Origin of the sequence: Bradyrhizobium sp. INPA03-11B (assembly GCF_040446015.1) — a bacterium.
GTDB lineage: Bacteria > Pseudomonadota > Alphaproteobacteria > Rhizobiales > Xanthobacteraceae > Bradyrhizobium > Bradyrhizobium macuxiense_A.
On the sequence record NZ_JASGSR010000020.1, the window covers coordinates 37898 to 58291 of the forward strand.

The following is a 20394-nucleotide window of genomic DNA, read 5'->3' on the forward strand; positions in this document are numbered from 1 at the left end:
CGGGAAACTGCGTGGGGGCGTGGGGCGTTAGATCGAGAAGCTGGTGCCGCAGCCGCAGGAGGCGGTGGCGTTCGGATTGACGACGCGGAACGAGGCGCCGATCAGGTCGTCGACGAAGTCGACTTCTGAGCCCGCCAGGAACGGGACCGAGGCGGGATCGATCAGCACCACCGCGCTGTCGCGTTCGATCACGAGGTCGTCATCGGCCTGGGTGCGTTCGACGTCGAACTTGTACTGGAAACCGGAGCAGCCGCCGCCCTCGACCGAAATGCGCAGCTTGGCGCCTTCGCCTTCCTTGCTGAGGATCTGCCCGATCCGGCGGGCGGCCCGTTCGCTGACGGTGATGGCAGCAGTCATATCGGTCTCCGAAACCTATTCTGGGTATGACCGGATCGGATCATGCCCGGCGTCATGCCCAATTCATTTGGTCAGCCGCCTCAGTCATAGTTAAGTGCGTCGGACCATGGAATCAAATGGATAAGGACTAAAATACTGTGTCGGTCGGAATGGCTGCCCCCCGCGCGCCTTATGCCTGCGACCCCGACCGTAGCCGGGGCCGGCTTGTCGCGGAGCCGCCGAGCCGGACCCGCAGCCCGTTCCGGCGCGACTGTGACCGGGTGATCCACTCTACGGCGTTCCGCCGCCTCAAGCACAAGACCCAGGTTTTCGTCTTCCATGAGGGCGATCACTACCGCACCCGGCTGACCCATTCGCTGGAGGTGGCGCAGATCGCCCGCGCGCTGGCGCGCCAACTCGGGGTCGACGAGGATCTGACCGAAACGCTGGCGCTCGCGCACGATCTCGGCCATCCGCCGTTCGGGCATGCCGGGGAGCGGGCACTCGACGACTGCCTCAAGGCCGACGGCGGCTTCGACCACAATGCGCAGGCGCTGCGGGTCGTCACCTCGCTGGAGCACCGCTACCCGGAATTCGGCGGCCTGAACCTGACCTGGGAATCGCTCGAGGGGATCGTCAAGCACAACGGCCCGCTGACCGAACGCAACGGCGCGCCGGCCGGCCGTTATTTGCAAGGCGGCCTTCCGGTCGGGATCGCCGACTACAACAAAACCTACGACCTCGAGCTCTGGAGCTATGCCTCGCTCGAGGCGCAGATCGCGGCCTTCGCCGACGACATCGCCTATGACGCGCACGATATCGACGACGGCCTGCGCGCTGGCCTGTTCGCGGTCGACGATCTCAAGGAGATGCCACTGACATCAGAGATCATCGCCGAGATCGACCGCCATTACCCCGGGCTCGACGAGGTCCGGCGCGGCGCTGAACTGGTGCGTGAGCTGATCTCACATTTCATCAGCGCCGTGTTCGGCGAGGCGAGCCGGCGCCTCGCGACCGCCAAGCCGCAATCGGCCCAGGACGTGCGGCGCCACAATGCGCCGCTGATCGCGTTCCCGCCTGAGGTGGCCGAGCAGGAGGCGGCGATCAAGGCATTCCTGTTCCGGCGGATGTACCGTCATCGACGGGTGATGATCGTCATGCGGGAGGCCGAGCAGGTGGTGCGCAACCTGTTCGAGCGCTACCGGCAATCGCCAGGTGACCTGCCGGCGGAATGGATCGAGGGCAGCGTGCAGGAGACCGCGAGCGCGCGGAACAGGCGGATCGGCAATTTCATTGCCGGGATGACCGACCGTTTCGCCCTGATCGAACACCAAAGGCTTTTTGACTCGACCCCGGATTTGCGTTAGGCGCCCTGCCATGGCCGACACCACTGCTTCACCACACCTTTTTGCCGACATGCTGACGCGCGTGCACGCGATCTGTGCCGCGGTCGGAGCCGAGGACAACTGGCCCGCGGGCATCGACCTGTCCCGCGTCGTGGTGGAGCCGCCGCGTGATGCCAGCCATGGCGACATGGCGACCAATGCGGCGATGGTGCTCGCCAAGGACGCCAAGGCCAAGCCGCGCGAACTCGCCGACAAGATCGCCGAGCGGCTGCGTGCCGACGCGCTGGTGGCCTCCGTCGATGTCGCAGGTCCCGGGTTCATCAACCTGACCTTGAAGCCGCAGGTCTGGGCGGATGCGCTGCGCGCCGTGCTGGCGGCCGGCTCTGCGTACGGACGCAGCGACATCGGCAAGGCCGAGAAGGTCAATGTCGAATACGTCTCGGCCAACCCGACCGGGCCGATGCATGTCGGCCACTGCCGCGGCGCCGTGTTCGGCGACGCGCTGTGCAGCCTGCTGCAATTCGCGGGCTTCGACGTCTGCCGCGAATATTACATCAACGACGCCGGCGCCCAGGTCGACGTGCTCGCGCGCTCGGCGTTCCTGCGCTACCGCGAGGCGTTGGGCCAGGACATCGGCGCGATCCCGGAAGGGCTCTATCCGGGCGACTACCTCGTGCCGGTCGGCGAGGCGCTCGCCAAGGAATACGGCGAGAAGCTGCTCGACATGACGGAAGCCGCGTGGCTGCCGATCGTGCGCGACAAGGCGATCGCCATGATGATGGAGATGATCAAGGGCGATCTCGCCGCGCTCAACATCCATCACGACGTGTTCTTCTCCGAGCGCTCGCTGATCACCTCAGGCAACAACAAGGTCGCCGAGACCATCGATTTCCTGCGCGCCAAGGGCGACATCTACGAAGGACGTCTGCCTCCGCCGAAGGGCAAGCCGGTCGAGGATTACGAGGACCGCGAGCAGTCGCTGTTCCGCGCCACCGCCTACGGCGACGACGTCGATCGGCCGCTGATCAAGTCGGATGGCTCGTACACGTATTTTGCGTCCGACATCGCCAACCACCGCAACAAGTTCGAGCGTGGTTTCACCAATCTGATCGACGTGTTCGGTGCCGATCACGGCGGCTACATCAAGCGCATGCAGGCGGCCGTGAAAGCGGTGACCGCGGGCAAGGCTGTGCTCGACGTCAAGATCGTGCAGCTCGTGAAGCTGCTGCGCGACGGCGAGCCGGTGAAGATGTCGAAACGCTCGGGCGAGTTCGTCACGCTGCGCGAAGTCGTCGACGAGGTCGGTTCCGACGCCGTGCGGTTCATGATGCTGTTCCGCAAGAACGACGCGGTGCTCGATTTCGACCTCGCCAAGGTGATCGAGCAGTCAAAGGACAACGCGGTCTTCTACGTCCAGTACGGCCACGCCCGCGGCCATTCGATCTTCCGCAATGCGCGGGAGGAGGCGGTTCCCGACCTGCCGGAGACCGACGAGGCCCGGCTGGCCTATCTGCGGAGCGCCGCGGTCGAGCGGTTGACCGACCCGGCCGAGCTCGACCTGCTCAAGCGGCTTGCGCTTTATCCCCGGATGATCGAGGCCGCGGCGGTGGCACATGAGCCGCACCGAATCGCTTTTTATCTATATGATTTGGCCAGTGAATTTCATGCGCTTTGGACCAAGGGGCGCGATTTGCCCTATTTACGCTTCATTATCAATAATGATGCAGAGATCACGAGGGCGCGACTGGCAATGGTTCAGGGCGTCGTCTCGGTTCTGGCATCGGGCTTAGCTGTTCTAGGCGTCCACGCTCCAACCGAGATGCGGTAGGCAGGGGCATTAGGCCCTCACGAGTGGGGATTTGTGAGGGCATCTGGCAGGGGCCAACTCGTTCGGACCGGCTGTGCCGGCGATCTTGGCGCTGTCCCGAAGGGGATGCATCATCACAATGGCTGATCGATATCAGGACCGAAATTTTTCCGCCGACACGGCCTCCAAGGCCGAGAGCGATCCGCTTGCTGAACTGGCCCGGCTGATCGGCCAGACGGATCCATTTGGCACCGCCAACAAGCCGCCGCCGCGTCCGCTGCAGTCGCGCGCCAATGCGCGGCCGCAACAGTATGAGCCGCAGGCGGAAGAGGACGAGGCGCCGCCCGCGGGCCCGCCGCCGTGGATGCAGCGCGCGCGGCAGGAAGCGGCCGCGCCGCCGCCCGTGCAGCACACCGAATACGAGGAGCCGGAGCAGGACTATCAGCCGAAGCCGGTGCATCCGTTGCACCGCTATGCGGCCCAGCAGGCGCAGCCGCCTGCGCCCGCGCCGGTCGCAGCCTATCGGCCGGTCGAGCCCCCCCGGCAGCCTGAGGCCTTCGATGAGGAGCCGCATTATCAGGGCGGTGATCAGGAGCAGGATCCGTCGCGCTATGACGATGCGCTCTACGGCCAGCTCGAAGCCGGCGAGCAGGATCTGCAGCGCGATCCGTCCTATCCGGACGATCCCTACGCCTATGAGGCCTACGAGGAAGAACCCGAACCGCGCAGGCGGAGCAGTGGCCTGATGACGGTTGCCGCGGTCGTGGCGCTTGCGGTGGTCGGCACGGGTGGCGCGCTCGCCTATCGCAACTATGTCGGCTCGCCGCGAACCGGTGAGCCCCCGATCATCAAGGCTGACAACACGCCGACCAAGGTGATTCCGGCCCAGGCCGATGCGCCGGCCAAGACGCCGGATCGCATGGCGACGGGTGACGGCACCGAAAAGATCGTGTCGCGTGAAGAGACCCCGGTCGACGTCAACTCGAAGACCGCCGGACCGCGCGTCGTGTTTCCGCCGCTGAACGCCAATGCGAACCCGCCGCCGGCCGCCAGCGTGCAGACGGCGCAGCCCGCGCCGGCGCCGCTCACTGCCAACGGGACCCTGCCGAACAACGAGCCGCGCAAGATCCGCACCCTCTCGGTCAAGGGCGGCGACACACCTGACGGCGCGCAGGCAACCGCGGCCGTGCCGGCCAAGCCCGCCACGGCGAAGCCCCCGGTGTCACGCGGCAATCCGTCGGCGGCCAATGCCAGCGTGAACTCGCCAATGTCGCTGGTTCCCGGGCAGGCGGACGGGGCGGCAGCTCCGGCCGCGCCCCCGACCCGGGTGGCGTCGACTTCGACCGCTTCGGTTGGCGGCGGCGGATACCTGGTCCAGGTGTCGTCGCAGAAGAACGAGGCGGACGCGCAGGCGTCGTATCGGACGCTGCAGGGCAAGTATCGCAACGTGCTCGGTTCGCAGCCTTTGGTGGTGAAACGCGTCGATCTCGGCGAGAAGGGCGTCTACTACCGCGCCTTCGCCGGCCCGTTCGCGTCATCGGAGGAGGCGAACCAGCTGTGCCGGAGCCTGATGTCGGCCGGTGGGCCGCAGTGCCTCATCCAAAGAAATTAAAGGCCGTTTCCTTGACCCGTGAGCTGCATACGGCCTAATCGGCCGAATGACGAACCGCGCATTCATCACGGGCATATCCGGGCTGACGCTCAACGACGCCGAACGCGAATTCATTCGCGCCGAGCGGCCATGGGGCTTCATCCTGTTCAAGCGTAACATCGAGAGTCCGGCCCAAGTGGCCGCTCTTGTTGGGGAACTCAGGTCGGTCGCCGGCGTGGCCGATGCTCCGGTCCTGATCGACCAGGAGGGCGGGCGGGTGCAGCGGCTCGGGCCGCCACATTGGCCGGTCTATCCGCCGGGCGCGAGCTTCAGTGCGCTTTACGACACCGACCCGAAGCTCGGCCTTGCCGCGGCCCGGCTCAGCTCACGGCTGATTGCGGCCGACCTGATCGACCTCGGTATCACTGTCGATTGCCTGCCCTTGGCGGACGTTCCCGTGGCCGGGGCGGATGCGGTCATCGGCAACCGGGCCTATGGAACCGAACCGGACAAGGTCGCGGCGATTGCCCGCGCGGTCACGGATGGGCTGGAACAGGGCGGCGTGCTGCCGGTTCTCAAGCATATTCCCGGCCATGGCCGGGCCACGGCGGACAGTCATTTCCGCCTGCCGACGGTCGATACCGCCAAGGCCAAGCTGGAACGGACCGATTTTGCCGCGTTCCAGCCGCTTGCGGACCTGCCGATGGCGATGACTGCACATGTTGTGTTTAGCGCGCTGGACCCCGTCCATCCGGCAACGACTTCTGCGACAATCATCGAACAGGTGATTCGCGGCCTGATCGGGTTTCAGGGTTTGTTGATGAGTGATGACGTGTCGATGAATGCGCTGGCCGGATCAATTGCCGAGCGGACCCGCGCCATCGTCAGCGCCGGTTGCGACATGATTCTGCATTGCAACGGCAACATCGACGAAATGCGCGAGGTCGCGCGGGAGACGCCGGAACTGACCGGCAAGGCGCTTGAGCGCGCCAAGGCTGCGCTCGCCGCGCGGAAGCAGCCCCAGCCGCTCGACCGGCAGGCGGCACGGGCTGAACTGGATGCGTTGTTGGATCGGGTAGGGACGGCATGACCGCTGAAATTCTATCGTTTGATACCGGGCGGCCGGCCGACCTCGCCGAGGGCGAACCGGCGCTGGTGGTCGATGTCGAGGGCTATGAAGGCCCGCTCGACCTGCTGCTGACGCTGGCGCGGCAGCAGAAGGTCGACCTGTCGAAGATCTCGATCCTTGCGCTCGCCGACCAATATCTCTCGTTCATCGAGGCGGCACGCAAGATCCGTCTCGAACTCGCGGCTGACTATCTGGTGATGGCAGCCTGGCTCGCCTTCCTGAAATCGCGGCTGCTGCTGCCCGAACCGCCGAGCGCAGAGGGGCCGAGCGCCGAGGAGATGGCGACCGCGCTTGCGAATCGGCTGCGCCGCCTGGAGGCGATCCGCGAGGCGGCGAACCGGCTGATGAACCGGCCGCAGTTCCAGCGCGATATCTTTCCGCGCGGCAATCCGGAATCGATCGCCGAGATCAAGCATCCGAAATTCACCGCGACTTTGTACGACCTGCTGTCGGCCTATGCCACGCAGCGCCAGTCGCGCGTGCTGACCACGGTTCATCTGCAGAAGCGTACCGTGTGGTCGCTCGCCGAAGCGCGCGCCTCGCTGGAGCGGCTGGTCGGCATTGCCGAGGACTGGAGCTGTCTCGACGAGTACCTGATGAACTACGTCGCCGATCCCACCCAGAAGGCGACGGTGTTCGCATCGAGCTTCGCCGCGGCCCTCGAGCTGGTTCGCGAAGGCGAGATGGAAATCAACCAGAAGCAGGCGTTCGCGCCGATCTATTTCCGAAAGCGTCAGGCACAGGCCGCAATGGCCGCGCCGGACCTGTCGGTTGAGTAAGTGGAAGAAGGAGAGCAAGCCCATGGCAAGCTTGGCGGAAGTGCGCAGAGACGAGCCCGAGGAGGAGGTTTCTCCTATGGATCATCCGGTAGCGCGTCCTGAGGAATTGCGGCTCCTGGAAGCCCTGTTGTTTGCGTCGGCCGAGCCGATCGATCAGGCGACGCTGGCCAAGCGGATGCCCGACGGCGTCGACATCAAGCAAGCACTCGCGCAGTTGCAGGCGGAATATGCGCCGCGTGGCGTCAACCTGGTTAAGGTCGCGAACAAGTGGACGTTCCGCACCGCCGGCGATCTGTCGTGGCTGATGACGCGCGAGAGCACCGAGACGCGGAAGCTGTCGCGTGCCGCGATCGAGGTGCTGGCGATCGTCGCCTATCACCAGCCGGTGACCCGCGCCGAGATCGAAGAGATTCGCGGCGTGGTCACGTCGAAGGGAACGATCGACGTGCTGCTGGAGACCGGCTGGATCCGCCCGCGCGGCCGCCGCAAGACGCCGGGCCGTCCGTTGACCTTCGGAACCACCGACGGCTTCCTCTCGCAGTTCAGCCTTGAGGCACTCGGCGATCTGCCGGGGCTCGAGGAGCTGAAGGGCACGGGTCTGCTCGACTCGCGTCTGCCGACCGGCTTTTCCGTTCCGTCGCCATCTGACGATGCGACGCTGCGCGAGGACGAGGAGCCGCTCGAGCCCGGCGATACGCTGGAACTGCTGCTCGCGCCGGCCGTCGAGCCGGAGGCCGAGGAACCGAAGGCTGAGACCGAAACCGAAACCGAGGTTGAAGCGACAGCCGAGGCCGAAGCCGAGGTGGTCGGTGAGGTGGAGGCAGGCGAGCCTGACGCGGCCGAGCCCGAGGCCGACGAGCCAGACGAGCGTGCCGACGACGCGGGCGATCACGATGGCGCCGAGAAGGGCGAATAGGGCGGAATATTCCCGGTTAAGCCTAGCAATATTACGTAGCCGCGACAGCGATTTGCCGCGGCAGAGGTCCTTGTTTTTGACACCCCGCGGGCCTAACTTCCGGCCATGTTCAGGCCGGTCCACCGGCCATTTCTGGAGGGTTGCAGGATGGGTTCGCTTAGCATTTGGCACTGGATCGTTGTGATCGCAGTGGTCCTGCTGCTGTTCGGTCGCGGCAAGATTTCGGACCTGATGGGTGACGTCGCCCAGGGCATCAAGGCCTTCAAGAAGGGCATGCAGGACGACGACAAGGTCGCGGACAAGACCGAGCCCACCAAGTCGATCGACCACAATTCGGCGCCGTCGGCCGCGCGCCAGGACGTCGGCAGCAAGGCCGTCTAACGCGCTTGTACTGACGTATATTTCGACGTTTTTCTTCGCGCGAAACGGTGACGCCGTCGCACAGACGCGCTATGGACGCCGATTGAGAAAAGGCGCCGGCAGCCCCACATCCTGTTGGGAGCGATGGGGCCGATGGCGGCGCGCTTAGGCGGAACAATTCATGTTCGATATCGGGTGGAGTGAACTGGTCGTCATCGCGGTTGTCGCGCTGATCGCCATCGGCCCGAAGGAACTTCCGGGCGTGCTGCGCATGGTCGGGCAATGGATGGGCAAGGCCCGCAAGATGGCCGCCGAATTCCAGGGCCAGTTCCAGGAGGCCATGCGCGAGGCCGAGATGGCCGATCTCAAGAAGAGTTTTGACGAGGTCAGGGAAGCCGCAACCGGCATCACCAGCGGCAACATCATGACCTCGCTGCAGAAGGACGTCAGCGACGCCCTGCAGATCGACAAGCCGGTCGATGCGCAGGTCGCCTCGGCGATCGACGCACCGGTAACGTCAAGCGACGCACCGGTGACGCCCACGACGCCGGCCGAGCCGACGCCGGAAACCTTCGTCGAGGCCGAGGCGCATGCCGCCGCCGGCGAGCCGCTCGCGATCACCAATGAGGTGAAGCCCGCGCCGGCACCTCAAGACGTGACGCCGGCACAGCCGGACGTGCTCAAGGACGCGAGGGCGTCATGAGCGCTGAAGACATCGAGGCCAGCAAGGCCCCCTTGATGGATCATCTGATCGAGCTGCGCTCGCGCCTGATCAAGGCGCTGCTCGGCTTCGGCGTGGCTTTCATCATCTGCTTCTTCTTCGCCAAGCAGATCTACAACATCCTGGTCTGGCCGTATGTCTGGGTGGCCGGGGCGGCGAACTCGAAGTTCATCTACACCGCGCTGCTGGAGTATTTCGTCACCCAGCTCAAGCTCGCGCTGTTCGGCGCCGGCTTCATTTCGTTTCCGATCGTCGCGACCCAGATCTACAAGTTCGTGGCGCCCGGCCTCTACCGGCATGAGCGCAACGCGTTCCTGCCGTATTTGATCGCGACCCCGGTGTTCTTTGTGCTCGGCGCGATGCTGGTCTATTTCGTCGTTTTCCCGATGATCACCCGCTTTTCGCTCAGCATGCAGCAGGCTGGTGGCTCGGAAACCGCGCAGATCGAACTGCTGCCCAAGGTCGGCGAATATCTGTCGCTGATGATGTCGCTGATCTTCGCCTTCGGCATCGCGTTCCAGCTGCCGGTGATCCTGACCTTGCTCGGCCGCATCGGCATCGTCACCTCGAAGATGCTGAAGGAGAAGCGGCGCTACTTCATCGTGATCGCCTTCATCATCGCCGCGGTGCTGACGCCGCCTGACGTGCTGAGCCAGGCCTCGCTGGCGATCCCGCTGCTCGCGCTCTATGAGGGCGCCATCATCGCGGTGCGCATGGTGGAGAAGAAGGCCGCCGCCACGAACGCCTCGTCGGGGGCGCCGTCGGCGACCAATCCGGCCGAGTAGGGTGATTTGGTCACATTCCCCGCCGTCATACCCCGCGAAAGCGGGGTATCCAGTACGCCGCGGCCCCTCCGTCACACGCTGACGCCGCTGGAATACTGGATCACCCGCTTTCGCTGACGATGACGGCCGTGGTAGTGGAAACATGCAACGCAAGCGTTGACGTACGACGTTATCTGCAAGCCCGCCATCAGGACTGCCATGCACGACATCAAAGCGATCCGCGACAACCCGACCGCCTTCGACGCCGGCCTGAAGCGCCGCGGACTTGAAGCCCTGTCGCCGTCGCTGCTGGCGATCGACGAGAAGCGGCGCGCGGCGATCCTGGCGTCCGAGCAGGCCCAGGCGCGGCGCAATGCGGCCTCTAAGGAGATCGGTGACGCCAAGAAGGCAAAGGACGAGACGCGGGCGGCCAAGCTGATGGCCGAAGTCGCAGAGCTCAAGACCACGATGCCCGAGCTCGAGCTGGCCGCGAAGTCTGCCGATGAAGAGCTGACGAAGCAGCTGTCGTCGATTCCCAATCTGCCGCTTGACGAGGTGCCCGACGGTGTCGACGAGCACGGCAATGTCCAGCACCATGTGTTCGGCAAGGCGCGCGACTACGGCTTTGCGCCGAAGCTGCACGACGACCTCGGCACCGCGCTCGGCACTATGGATTTCGAGGCGGCGGCGAAATTGTCCGGCGCGCGGTTCGTCGTGCTCAAGAAGGGGCTGGCGCGGCTCGAGCGTGCGATCGGGCAGTTCATGCTTGATTTGCACACCGGCGAGCACGGTTACACCGAGATCAACCCGCCGCTGCTGGTGCGCGATGCCGTGATGTTCGGCACCGGCCAGTTGCCCAAATTCGAGGACGACCAGTTCTGGGCGATCAAGGGTGAGTTGCTCTCGACGCCGAATGCCGATCTGCGCAGCGAGCGTCTCGGCCTCATTCCGACCGCGGAAGTCTCGCTGACCAACCTCGCGCGCGAATCCATCCTCGACGAGAAAGAGCTGCCGATGCGGCTCACCGCGCTGACGCCGTGCTTCCGTGCCGAAGCGGGAGCTGCGGGACGCGACACGCGCGGCATGATCCGGCAGCACCAGTTCACCAAGGTCGAGCTGGTGTCGATCACGACGCCCGAGGCCAGCAAGGATGAGCTCGAGCGCATGCTGTCCTGTGCCGAGCAGGTGCTGCAGAAGCTCGATTTGCATTATCGGGTGATGACGCTGTGCGCCGGCGACATGGGCTTCTCCGCGCAGAAGACCTACGACATCGAGGTGTGGATGCCGGGGCAGGGCGACGGCGGTGCCTATCGCGAGATCTCCAGCTGCTCGGTGTGCGGCGACTTTCAGGCCCGCCGCATGGATGCACGCTACCGCGGCCCCGACGGCAAGCCGCGCTTCGTGCATACGCTGAACGGCTCCGGCACGGCGGTCGGCCGCGCCTTGATCGCTGTGATGGAGACCTACCAGCAGCAGGATGGCTCGATCGCGGTGCCCGACGTGCTGCAGCCCTATATGGGCGGGCTCAAGGTCATCGAGCACGGCATGTAAGGCGAGGGCCAGTGCGATGCCGCTCCACCGTGACATCCACTGGCTTGGCAAGCAATGGGCCGTCACCGGCCATGGTCTGCAGCTGATCAACCAGAAGCAGATGGGCTATTACGACATCGAGGCTGCGCGCTTGTGGGAAGCCCGCGTGAGCGAAGTGCAGTCGAAGGCGTGGATCGACCGGCCCGACTTCGACAAGGCGCTGGAGATCGCGCGCGGCAAGTTCGCCCAATTGGCGCCGGCTGATCTGCCGCCGCCGGCGGCAGTTGCGGCACCGCCACCTCCGGTCCGGGCGACGCCACCCGCCGCGCCGCGAACTCCGCTTGACGCAGCATCAGTGCCCTCGATCGAGGAACTGCTGGCGAGGCTGAAATCGAAATCGGTAACGCCGCCGCCGGCCGCGGAGGCGCCCACACCGCAGCCGCCCAGGCCCGAATTGCCGAAGCTTGAGACGCCGAAGCTTGAGCCGCGCAAGGTCGAACCTATCAGGCCCGAGCTGCCTAGATCGGAGCCTCCGAAGGCCGCAAAGCCCGAGCTTCGCGAAACAGCACCGGTCGCTCCCGAGGTGCAAAGGCCCGAATCCCGGAAATTCGAGCCCCCGAAGGCAGAGCCCGCCAGGCCTGTATCGCTCAAGCCCGAGCCTCTCCCATCTGCACCCGGCAAGGGCGAAGCCGCCGCGGCCGAGTTGCTCAAACCGGAGCTTCCAAAGCCGCCCGAGCCTCGCCAATCCGCAGCTGTTGCGTCAGAGCCGCCCAGGCCTGAGGCGCGCAGGGTTGAATCTCCCAAAGCTGAACCCGCCAAGGAAACTGCCAAGGCTGAACCTGCCAAGGCTGAACCTGCACAACGGGAGGCTCCCAAGCCTGAATCTCGGAAGCCTGAGCCCGTCAGATCAGAAGCTCTCAAGTCCCAAGCCCTCGACGATGGACGCCAGGCCGCGCCGGCCAAAAAACTCGAAGTGCCGCCGCTGGTGCCCGTCGTCAAAGTTGTGCGGAGGCCGGCCTGGCCGGTCTTCGTCCGCAAGATCGCCGGCAGCGGCAAATTTCTGCAGCCGTGGCGGGTGACGTCGGCGCGTTGGCGCGGGCCTTCGCCGGGTTTGCCTCCGCGCCCCTAGCCGGTTAAGACGGCAATCACTCGAGAACCCGCAATTCGAGAAACCCGCGTCGAATCGGAACCAAAGGCACTTTGACGGATGCGAATTCTCTGCACCAATGATGACGGCATCCACGCACCCGGCCTGCAGGTCGTCGAGCAGATCGCACGCGCCCTGTCCGACGACGTCTGGATCGTTGCGCCCGAGCTAGATCAATCCGGCGTCTCGCATTCGCTGTCGCTCAACGATCCGCTGCGCCTGCGCGAAGTCAGCCCGCGCCATTTCGCGGTCCGCGGCACGCCGACCGACTGTGTCATCATGGGCGCGCGCCACATCCTCGGTGACAAGCTGCCGGATCTCGTGCTGAGCGGCGTCAACAAGGGCCGCAACGTTGCCGAGGACGTGGTCTATTCCGGCACCATCGCCGGCGCGCTGGAAGGCACTATCCTGGGCTTTCCGTCATTTGCGTTGTCGCAGGAATTTTCGATCGAGACGCGCAACGCGCCGCTGTGGGACACCGCGCTGAAGTTCGGGCCCGACATCATCCGCAAGGTGATCGGCGCTGGCGTGCCGAGGAACACCGTCATCAACGTCAACTTCCCGTCCTGCATGCCCGACGACGTCAAGGGCATCCGCATCACGCGGCAGGGCAAGCGCAACCAGGGTTTTCTGAAGATCGATCGCCGTCACGACGGACGCGGCAATCCGTATTTCTGGATCGGCTTCGAGCGCGCGGCGATGATGGATACGCCGGCCGAAGGCACCGATCTCGCCGCGCTTGCCGCGCGCTACGTCTCGGTGACGCCGCTGCGGCTCGATCGCACCGATGATGCGTTTTCGGAGACGCTCGTTGATACCCTGAAGTAAATTTGTAGCCCGGATGAAGCGCAGCGAAATCGGGGGGCATTCCCAGCGCGGATGGCACCCGGATTGCGCTGCGCTTCATCCGGGCTACGAACAATCTGCCAACTAAACCGGCGCGCTCCGCATCGCGCTGGAGATCACCTGGGCGAGCGTTTCCAGCTGAAAGGGCTTTTGCAGCGCCGGACGATCGCGATATTCCGGCGGCAGGCCGGACGAGCCATAGCCGGTCGCGAAGATGAAGGGGCGATTGCGGGCGTTGATCAGCTCGGCGACCGGGGTGATCACCTTGCCATTGACGTTGACGTCGAGGATCGCGAGGTCGAATTCGGTCGATTGTGCGAGCTTGACCGCTTCGCCGATTTCGCCGGCCTCGGCCGCGACACTATGGCCGAGCTCTTCCAGCATATCGGCGACCATCATCCGGATCATGACCTCGTCCTCCACGAGGAAAACTGAACAGCCCGCCGGCCGTATCGCTGTCATGATGGAATCCTTGCCCGTCCCTGAAATAGGCTCGCAAATAACACTCCAAGGCGCAATGCAAACGTTTGGGAATTAGTCGGTTTCCAGCGCGCGCCGCTGCGTCGCCGGATCGTCCTGACTGACTCGTTGCGCGAGATTCGTCCAGACACTGACCGGGTGCAACGGCTCAACCGTCGCCCGCGCAATCTCGGCGTTATCAGCGCATCACGGTCGATTATATGGGAAGCTTGCGGATTGGCGCCAACACGAAATCGGCGTGTCGGTTCCTGGCCGGGAACAAAAGGTGACGGGAAATTTTTCCTTAACGCGGTATTTCGGATTTCAATGGCATCTAGCAGGAGCAAGATTCCGCGCTGCTGCCCAGAGACGCTGATGAACATGGCCCTGAAGCCCGATCCAACCGAGAAGATGATGTTTCAGCTCACCCTGCGGCGGCGAGGGGTCAGCGATCAGGCGGTGCTGCGCACGATGGAGGAGGTGCCGCGCGAGATGTTCGTCGATCCACGCGATCGCAACGAGGCCTATCGCGACAGCGCGCTTGCGATCGCCTGCGGGCAGACCATCAGCCAGCCTTTCGTCGTGGCCTACATGACCGAGCAGCTGCAGCTGCAGAAGGATCACCGCGTGCTCGAGATCGGCACCGGATCGGGCTATCAGGCGGCCGTCCTGTCCCGGCTGTGCAAGCAGGTTCTGACCATCGAGCGGTACCGGACACTGGCCGACGGCGCGCGCAAACGGCTTGAAAAGCTCGGCTATTACAACATCGAGGTACTGCTCGGCGACGGCTTCGACGTTCCGGCCGGGGCGGGCGATTTCGACCGCATCATCGTCACCGCGGCGATGGAGCATATCCCGGACAAGCTGTTGGAGCGGCTCGATCCGGGCGGCATCCTGATCGCCCCGGTCGGGCCGCACCAGGGCACCCAGACCCTGGTCCGCGTGGTGCGGACCGAGAGCGGCTTCGACCGCAAGGAACTGGTCGACGTCCGCTTTGTGCCGGCGTTGCCCGGAATCGCGCGCGAATTGTAGATTTGGCGATTTGCTGCTTGGCACCAACGCCTTATTCGCAGGGTTAAGCGGTTATTTACTCGCGACGTGTTTACTCAAAACAGTCTTTTGTTGCGTACGAGTGAGTAACCATGTCTGGGGTTGTTGAGTTGCTTCGCTCGCGTCGCGTACCGCAGGTTGCGGTGCTGACGCTGATGTCCATGGCTTTTGCCGGTTGCAGCGCCGACATGTCGTCGCGCTTCTCGCAAAACTCCTACTCGCAAAATCCGTTTGCGTTCGATCCGCAGCCGACCGGCACCGTGCAGGCGCCGCCGCCGCGCGAGCTGCCGCAATACGCGCGGCCGCGAACCCAACCGCAGTATTCGCAGTATCAGTCGCAGCCATTGCCGCCGCCGGTTGCCGCGCCGCAGTCCTACCCGGTCGCCAATGCCGGCGTCTCCGGAGGCGGGCGCGGGATGTCGTCCTACACTCCGCCGCCGGCGCGCCCGCAGATCGAGGCCACCGGCAGCGTGCCGCATTCGGTCGCTGCCGCGCATGCTTCGCATAGCGGCACCACCATCATCGTCGGCACCAGCGACACGCTGGAAGTGCTGGCGCGCCGCTACAACGTGTCGACCGCCGAGATCCTGCACGCCAATGGCTACAAGGGACCGCGCGCTCTGTCGCCCGGCCAACAGCTGATCATTCCGCGTCCAGGGGCAGTGGCCGCGGCGCCTGCGATGGCCGCACCGGCCACGCGGCCCGTCGCCGTGGCGGCCGCGCCTGCCGGCGTCCACTACGTCAATCGCGGCGACACGCTGCACAGCATCGCGCGCCAGCATCACATCCCGGTGGCCGAGCTCGCGCGTGCCAACAATCTCGACCAGTCGGCCCGGCTTAGCCTCGGCATGAAGCTCGTGGTGCCCGGCGCCAAGACTGCGATGGCAGCTCCCGCGCCGGTTGCGCAGCCTGTTGCTGCCGCACCGGTCGCGGTCGCTCCGGCGCCGGCCATGGCGGCCCCGAAGGTCGTCGCCACGGCGCTGCCGCAGCAGAGCGCGCGGCTGGTTCAGCCGTCCGCAACTGTCGAACAGCCGGCCGCCGCCGCAGAAACGCCTGTCGTCACCAAGTCGAGCGAAGCCACCGGCGCATTGCCGACGTTCCGCTGGCCGGTGCGCGGCAAGGTCATCACCGCCTACGGCTCGAAGACCAACGGCAAGGTCAATGACGGCATCAACGTCGCGGTGCCCGAGGGCACGCCGGTGAAGGCCGCCGAAGACGGCGTCGTCGCCTATTCGGGCAATGAGCTGAAGGGGTACGGCAATCTCGTGCTGGTCCGCCACTCCAACGGCTACGTCACGGCCTATGCCCATGCGAGCGAAATCCTGGTGAAGCGCGGCGATACCATCAAGCGTGGCCAGGTGATCGCCAAGTCGGGCCAGACCGGCGAGGCAGGCTCGCCGCAGCTCCACTTCGAAATTCGCAAGGGATCGTCTCCGGTCGATCCGCTCCAGTTCCTCAACGGCGCATAAGCTACGCGCCGGGACTTCCAAGGGACTTCCAAGTCTCACAACAAAGACAACGGGGGAGGCGCAAGCCTCCCCCGTTTTGTTTGATCTAGAAGTCGAACGTCATGCCGGTCGTGACTGCTTTGGCCTTGTTGCCGGCAACCACGTTGTTGTTGGCATCGCGTCCGCAGATGGCATAGCCGTGACCACTTGCACCGAGGCAGTAGTGTGCGCCGGGACCGTTCCGTAGATAACTGCCGACGAGATACCAGGTCGCGAACGGGCTGAAGTGATACTTCACGCCGGCCGCATATTGATCGGCGCTGCTGTCTACCGAGTTCAGTGCGAAGTCGGCCGAGCCAGCCGGCGGCGTGACGGTGTAGGTATTGAAGATGCCGGTCCCGGGCGAGCCCGGCGAGGCGTTGGCGTGAGCCCAGGATGCGCTGACGTCCCAGGCGCCGACCGATTGCGTGGCGCTGATGAAGTAGCCGTCACGCGACCGCTCGTTGAAGTCGGCAACGGTGTGCTCGCGGCGCATGATCTCATAGATGCCGTAGAGCTGCAGTTTGCCGATGCCGTCGTTGAAGCCATAGCCGGCGCCGAGCTTCGCGGCCCATTCGTTGGCGATGCCGACGGCTCCGGGCGGTACGACCAATACCCCGCCATTGCTGAGTGGCGTGACGGCCTCGTCGCCGGTGCGGTTGGTGCCCTCATGCATCTCATAGGCTGCAACCGCGGTGAACGGACCCTTGTTGTAGGTCAGTGCTGCGCTGTAGAGGTTGCCGTACGAACCGTCGGTGCAGCCTTCAGGCGCCGAGGTCAGCGGGAAGCCGCTGCCGCTGCCGCGGGAGGACGTGGCGGGACAGTTGAAGTCGCCGAGCGCGAAATCGCTGTTGTCACGCGCCGTGTTCTGTCCCGGCGAGGCCATCAAGGTCGCCTGGAAGCCGTTCCAGATCGGCGACTCGTACCAGACCGCGTGCCCCGCGCGCCAATCGAACTCGGCGCGGAGGTCGCCGCCGGTGTTGCCCATGATCGAATTGTAGTCGCCAAGCGTGGCCGAGAACGGATCGAACTTGGAAGTCGATTTCTTGTACGGCGTATCGGACTTGCCGGCCTTGATCGCGCCCCACGGCGTTTCCATTCCGATGAAGCTGTCGCGCGTGCCGAACGCGGCGCGCTCGGTTGGAACAGCCGCGACCTCGACCAGCGATTCGAACTGCGCCACGGCGGCCCATCCAGCGAAGCCATACGGCTCGAGATTGTGGCGGGCGCGAACGCCGAAATAGGTGAGGTTGCTCGAAACGCCGAACTTGTTGCCCTGATCGAACACGCCGGCGTTGAAGAAGTCGCCGGAGAGATCGACGTGGCCGTAAAGGGTGACGGTGGTGTTGTCGACGAAGGCATTGGTGCCTGTCGCCTTGGTGTAGAGCGGCGCGCCACCGATGCTGACGACAGCATGTTCGGGCGGTGCTGGCGTCGGGGAGGGCGCAACGGCCGCATGCTGGACCGGATTGCCCTTCGGCGTCGTGGCTGCCGCCGCAGGCGGAGCCGGATGGCTCGCGATGTGGTTGACGCGGTCCCTGAGTTGAGCGTTCTCCTTGGCGAGTTTCGCATTGTTTCGTTCGAGTGCATCCAGACGCGCCATGACGTCGTCGAGCGTTGCCGCGTGTATCGGGCCTTGCGTCAGCGCCAGGCACATCGCTGCGGATGCTGTTCCTGCGAGAAGTCTCTTCTTCATTCATTCCCCCATCTGCCGATCGCCTCAGCGGGGTGCTGAGGCTGCAAACGGGTGGAAATGCTAAGGTATACCAGATGCCAGATACATGGGTACCGAGTGCGCTGAAGGCGATAAACGCGCTGTGTGACATAAAGGGTACTATAGTAGTGCTGCAGTGCATCAATTTGTCGCACTGTGATTTTCGGAATAAAATTTGACTTACCTGCTTCGGATTGAGGTTGTTGATGTAATTGCGCTTTGTGAATTGCGTCAGTGTTGCTGACAAGTTATCGTTGCGTCGCAACATCACACAGAGAAAATGGGATAATACATGCCAATTCCAAGCGGGCGCGCGCTCGCGTGAGGTTTTATATTACCTCAGCGGATCGAGGCCGCTTGATATCCGCTCGACCATCTCGCGCAGGAATTGCGGTGGCCCATAGGCGTGCCATTCGCCGTCCGACTGCAGCAGCAGGGGCCGCCGCATGTCACGGCTGAAGGCTTCGAGCCAGGCGCGTGCCTTTGCCTTCGGGTGGGTGCCGACGGCGACCGCGACATCGACGGGGATCGTTCGCCAGACGAAGCTTGCAGGAAGGAAAATGAGATCGGATCGGTCCGGACGCATCCAGTCAGGCAGCGGGCTCGTCGGCGCCAGCCATCCGCAGACGAAATTCCGGCAGGGATCGACCGGACGCTCGGCGTAGATCGTGCATTTCCCCGCGCTGCTGAACGGGCACGGCTGCCCGGGATGGACGTCGTGGTCGCGAATCCGGATCTTCAGCCAGCCATCGCAGCAAGCCGTGCACTCGCCACAGCGTCTCGCAGTCATGTTTGGATTGGCCGGCATGGGTCCGAGTCTACCAATGCCGCGCCGAATTCAGAAGGCCCACGGTCCGCTGCAAGCGCCGCTTGCGCTAGGCCCCGCTCAACCGCACGCCGAGCCGGCCGGCAAGTTCCTGCGTGTACTGCCAGGCCACGCGGCCCGAGCGCGAGCCGCGGGTGGTCGACCATTCGAGCGCCTCGCGCTCGAGTTCGTCCTCGGCGATCTTGATGCCGTAATGGTTGCAATAGCCCTTCACCATTGCGAGGTACTCGTCTTGGCTGCAGCGGTGGAAACCGAGCCAGAGGCCGAAGCGATCCGACAGCGACACCTTCTCCTCCACCGCTTCGCCCGGATTGATCGCGGTCGAGCGTTCGTTCTCGATCATCTCGCGTGCCAGCAGATGCCGCCGGTTCGAGGTGGCATAGAGGATGACGTTGTCGGGGCGCCCCTCGATTCCGCCTTCCAGCACCGCCTTCAGCGACTTGTATGAGGCGTCGTTGCCGTCGAAGGAGAGGTCGTCGCAGAACACGATGAAGCGGAACGAGGAGCCGCGCAGCAACTCCATCAGGCCGGGCAGGCTCTCGATGTCCTCGCGATGGATCTCGATCAGCTTCAGCCGGTCGGCCGGCTTGCGGTCGACATTGATGCTGGCGTGCACGGCCTTGACCAGCGACGACTTGCCCATGCCGCGGGCGCCCCACAGCAGCGCATTGTTGGCGGGCAGTCCGTTGGTGAAGCGTTCGGTATTCTCCATCAGGATATCGCGCATCCGGTCGACGCCCTTGAGCAGGCCGATCTCGACGCGGCTGACGCGCGGCACCGGGGCAAGGCGGCCGTCCGGATGCCAGACAAAGGCGTCCGCGGCGCCGAACGAGCGAGCCGGATCGGAGGCCGGAGAGGCGGCTGCGAGGCGGCTCGCGATGGCCTCCAGGGCGCTCGCGATCCGCTCGGCGGCCGCGCCGTCGAGCGCCGTCGCCGGGCGTTTTGTCGCGGTGTTTGCGGCACGCTTGGCGGCAGCCTTGGCGGCGGTTTTGCTGGTTGCTTTACTGGTGGTTTTTTTGGCTTTTTTCGGCATTTGTCCAGTTCCTGACGGCGCAGCCTTATCGGGCTGGCGGCGGTCCCGCAAGCGCCCTAAATGAAGGTCCGTTAACGTTGCAATTGGGACCGCGGCCGCTATAGTCCGCGCGAATTTGTCCGGACCGCCATACCGCCCCGAAGGTCGAGGGCACTGCCGGTTCTTTCCCGTCTTATCCGAGGATCGTTCGAATGCTGATTACTCCTGCGTTTGCTCAGGCTGGAGCAAGTGGTGACACCAACAGCATGTTGATGTCGCTGCTGCCATTCGCGCTGATCTTCGTCATCATGTACTTCCTGATTCTGCGCCCGCAGCAGAAGAAGGTGCGCGACCATGCGGACCTCGTGAAGAACATCCGCCGCGGCGACACCGTGGTGACCTCGGGCGGCCTCGTCGGCAAGGTGACCAAGGTGGTCGACGACGACCAGATCGAGTTCGAGATTTCGGACGGCGTCCGCGTGCGGCAGATGCGCCAGATGATTTCGGGCGTGCGGACCAAGGGTGAGCCGGCGAAGGGCGACGCCAAGGACGAGGCGTCCGCGAGCTGATCGCC

General features: G+C 64.7%; 19 protein-coding genes and 1 pseudogene. 15 read left to right on the forward strand and 5 right to left on the reverse strand.

Annotated elements, in window-relative coordinates; translation table 11 throughout:
* Positions 1-27 precede the first annotated feature (27 nt).
* Positions 28-357 (reverse strand): iron-sulfur cluster insertion protein ErpA, encoded by a 330-nt coding sequence (gene erpA, locus QMZ05_RS10885; RefSeq protein WP_016846874.1) that lies wholly within the window; start codon positions 355-357, stop codon positions 28-30.
* A gap of 137 nt (positions 358-494) precedes the next feature.
* Between erpA and QMZ05_RS10890 the strand changes: the two genes are divergently transcribed.
* The 12 genes and pseudogenes from QMZ05_RS10890 (at position 495) to surE (ending at position 13254) form a co-directional block, all read left to right on the forward strand.
* Positions 495-1703, forward strand: a complete 1209-nt coding sequence (locus QMZ05_RS10890; RefSeq protein ID WP_353700749.1) for a deoxyguanosinetriphosphate triphosphohydrolase — start codon at positions 495-497, stop codon at positions 1701-1703.
* Positions 1704-1713: 10 nt separating this feature from the next.
* Positions 1714-3510: an arginine--tRNA ligase gene (gene argS / locus QMZ05_RS10895; protein WP_353700750.1), complete on the forward strand. Its 1797-nt coding sequence runs from the start codon at positions 1714-1716 to the stop codon at positions 3508-3510.
* A 118-nt stretch (positions 3511-3628) separates the two neighbouring features.
* Complete coding sequence (locus QMZ05_RS10900) at positions 3629-5101, forward strand: SPOR domain-containing protein (RefSeq protein ID WP_353700751.1); 1473 nt, start codon at positions 3629-3631, stop codon at positions 5099-5101.
* A 46-nt stretch (positions 5102-5147) separates the two neighbouring features.
* Positions 5148-6170, forward strand: coding sequence for a beta-N-acetylhexosaminidase (nagZ, locus tag QMZ05_RS10905; RefSeq protein WP_353700752.1), 1023 nt, complete (start codon positions 5148-5150; stop codon positions 6168-6170).
* Positions 6167-6988, forward strand: a complete 822-nt coding sequence (locus QMZ05_RS10910; protein ID WP_050420355.1) for a ScpA family protein — start codon at positions 6167-6169, stop codon at positions 6986-6988. The genes nagZ and QMZ05_RS10910 overlap by 4 nt, the downstream gene beginning before the upstream one ends.
* A gap of 22 nt (positions 6989-7010) precedes the next feature.
* Positions 7011-7706: pseudogene (gene scpB / locus QMZ05_RS10915) on the forward strand (SMC-Scp complex subunit ScpB); the annotation flags it as partial.
* Between the two features lie 345 nt (positions 7707-8051).
* Positions 8052-8285 (forward strand): twin-arginine translocase TatA/TatE family subunit, encoded by a 234-nt coding sequence (locus tag QMZ05_RS10920; protein WP_146984058.1) that lies wholly within the window; start codon positions 8052-8054, stop codon positions 8283-8285.
* A 160-nt stretch (positions 8286-8445) separates the two neighbouring features.
* Positions 8446-8967 (forward strand): Sec-independent protein translocase protein TatB, encoded by a 522-nt coding sequence (tatB, locus tag QMZ05_RS10925; protein WP_353700753.1) that lies wholly within the window; start codon positions 8446-8448, stop codon positions 8965-8967.
* Positions 8964-9770: a twin-arginine translocase subunit TatC gene (tatC, locus tag QMZ05_RS10930; protein ID WP_146984055.1), complete on the forward strand. Its 807-nt coding sequence runs from the start codon at positions 8964-8966 to the stop codon at positions 9768-9770. The genes tatB and tatC overlap by 4 nt, the downstream gene beginning before the upstream one ends.
* Positions 9771-9968: 198 nt before the next feature.
* Positions 9969-11300 carry a serine--tRNA ligase gene (gene serS, locus QMZ05_RS10935; protein ID WP_353700754.1) on the forward strand — a complete coding sequence of 444 codons (1332 nt, stop codon included), beginning with the start codon at positions 9969-9971 and terminating at the stop codon, positions 11298-11300.
* A gap of 16 nt (positions 11301-11316) precedes the next feature.
* On the forward strand, positions 11317-12408 hold the full coding sequence (locus QMZ05_RS10940; protein WP_353700755.1) for a hypothetical protein: 1092 nt from the start codon (positions 11317-11319) through the stop codon (positions 12406-12408).
* Between the two features lie 78 nt (positions 12409-12486).
* A complete protein-coding gene (gene surE / locus QMZ05_RS10945; RefSeq protein ID WP_353700756.1) occupies positions 12487-13254 on the forward strand; it encodes a 5'/3'-nucleotidase SurE in 768 nt (255 codons plus the stop codon).
* Between the two features lie 102 nt (positions 13255-13356).
* On the opposite strand, the gene QMZ05_RS10950 is transcribed toward surE, so the two are convergent.
* Positions 13357-13734 (reverse strand): response regulator, encoded by a 378-nt coding sequence (locus tag QMZ05_RS10950; protein ID WP_095734447.1) that lies wholly within the window; start codon positions 13732-13734, stop codon positions 13357-13359.
* A 372-nt stretch (positions 13735-14106) separates the two neighbouring features.
* Here QMZ05_RS10950 and QMZ05_RS10955 point away from each other — a divergent pair, with 372 nt between their 5' ends.
* On the forward strand, positions 14107-14763 hold the full coding sequence (locus tag QMZ05_RS10955; RefSeq protein ID WP_353700757.1) for a protein-L-isoaspartate(D-aspartate) O-methyltransferase: 657 nt from the start codon (positions 14107-14109) through the stop codon (positions 14761-14763).
* A gap of 110 nt (positions 14764-14873) precedes the next feature.
* Positions 14874-16250, forward strand: coding sequence for a LysM peptidoglycan-binding domain-containing M23 family metallopeptidase (locus tag QMZ05_RS10960; RefSeq protein WP_353700758.1), 1377 nt, complete (start codon positions 14874-14876; stop codon positions 16248-16250).
* Positions 16251-16335: 85 nt separating this feature from the next.
* Here QMZ05_RS10960 and QMZ05_RS10965 read toward each other — a convergent pair whose 3' ends face one another.
* The 3 genes from QMZ05_RS10965 to QMZ05_RS10975 all read right to left on the reverse strand — a co-directional run bounded on the left by QMZ05_RS10965 (position 16336) and on the right by QMZ05_RS10975 (position 19841).
* On the reverse strand, positions 16336-17964 hold the full coding sequence (locus tag QMZ05_RS10965; RefSeq protein WP_353700759.1) for a porin: 1629 nt from the start codon (positions 17962-17964) through the stop codon (positions 16336-16338).
* Positions 17965-18316: 352 nt separating this feature from the next.
* The gene (locus QMZ05_RS10970; RefSeq protein WP_353700760.1) at positions 18317-18772 is read right to left on the reverse strand and encodes a hypothetical protein; all 456 of its coding nucleotides are present in this window, start codon (positions 18770-18772) and stop codon (positions 18317-18319) included.
* Between the two features lie 85 nt (positions 18773-18857).
* Entirely contained in the window at positions 18858-19841 is a 984-nt protein-coding gene (locus tag QMZ05_RS10975; protein WP_353700761.1) for an ATP-binding protein, read from the reverse strand.
* Between the two features lie 191 nt (positions 19842-20032).
* Between QMZ05_RS10975 and yajC the strand changes: the two genes are divergently transcribed.
* A complete protein-coding gene (yajC, locus tag QMZ05_RS10980) occupies positions 20033-20389 on the forward strand; it encodes a preprotein translocase subunit YajC (RefSeq protein WP_021081225.1) in 357 nt (118 codons plus the stop codon).
* Positions 20390-20394 lie beyond the last annotated feature (5 nt).

Bases quoted from the DNA above. Each gene is read 5' to 3' on its own strand.
- erpA (WP_016846874.1), bottom strand. From the start codon at position 357: ATGACTGCTGCCATCACCGTCAGCGAACGGGCCGCCCGCCGGATCGGG.
- argS (WP_353700750.1), top strand. From the start codon at position 1,714: ATGGCCGACACCACTGCTTCACCACACCTTTTTGCCGACATGCTGACG.
- QMZ05_RS10900 (WP_353700751.1), top strand. From the start codon at position 3,629: ATGGCTGATCGATATCAGGACCGAAATTTTTCCGCCGACACGGCCTCC.
- nagZ (WP_353700752.1), top strand. From the start codon at position 5,148: ATGACGAACCGCGCATTCATCACGGGCATATCCGGGCTGACGCTCAAC.
- QMZ05_RS10910 (WP_050420355.1), top strand. From the start codon at position 6,167: ATGACCGCTGAAATTCTATCGTTTGATACCGGGCGGCCGGCCGACCTC.
- QMZ05_RS10920 (WP_146984058.1), top strand. From the start codon at position 8,052: ATGGGTTCGCTTAGCATTTGGCACTGGATCGTTGTGATCGCAGTGGTC.
- tatB (WP_353700753.1), top strand. From the start codon at position 8,446: ATGTTCGATATCGGGTGGAGTGAACTGGTCGTCATCGCGGTTGTCGCG.
- tatC (WP_146984055.1), top strand. From the start codon at position 8,964: ATGAGCGCTGAAGACATCGAGGCCAGCAAGGCCCCCTTGATGGATCAT.
- serS (WP_353700754.1), top strand. From the start codon at position 9,969: ATGCACGACATCAAAGCGATCCGCGACAACCCGACCGCCTTCGACGCC.
- QMZ05_RS10940 (WP_353700755.1), top strand. From the start codon at position 11,317: ATGCCGCTCCACCGTGACATCCACTGGCTTGGCAAGCAATGGGCCGTC.
- surE (WP_353700756.1), top strand. From the start codon at position 12,487: ATGCGAATTCTCTGCACCAATGATGACGGCATCCACGCACCCGGCCTG.
- QMZ05_RS10950 (WP_095734447.1), bottom strand. From the start codon at position 13,734: ATGACAGCGATACGGCCGGCGGGCTGTTCAGTTTTCCTCGTGGAGGAC.
- QMZ05_RS10955 (WP_353700757.1), top strand. From the start codon at position 14,107: ATGAACATGGCCCTGAAGCCCGATCCAACCGAGAAGATGATGTTTCAG.
- QMZ05_RS10960 (WP_353700758.1), top strand. From the start codon at position 14,874: ATGTCTGGGGTTGTTGAGTTGCTTCGCTCGCGTCGCGTACCGCAGGTT.
- QMZ05_RS10965 (WP_353700759.1), bottom strand. From the start codon at position 17,964: ATGAAGAAGAGACTTCTCGCAGGAACAGCATCCGCAGCGATGTGCCTG.
- QMZ05_RS10970 (WP_353700760.1), bottom strand. From the start codon at position 18,772: ATGACTGCGAGACGCTGTGGCGAGTGCACGGCTTGCTGCGATGGCTGG.
- QMZ05_RS10975 (WP_353700761.1), bottom strand. From the start codon at position 19,841: ATGCCGAAAAAAGCCAAAAAAACCACCAGTAAAGCAACCAGCAAAACC.
- yajC (WP_021081225.1), top strand. From the start codon at position 20,033: ATGCTGATTACTCCTGCGTTTGCTCAGGCTGGAGCAAGTGGTGACACC.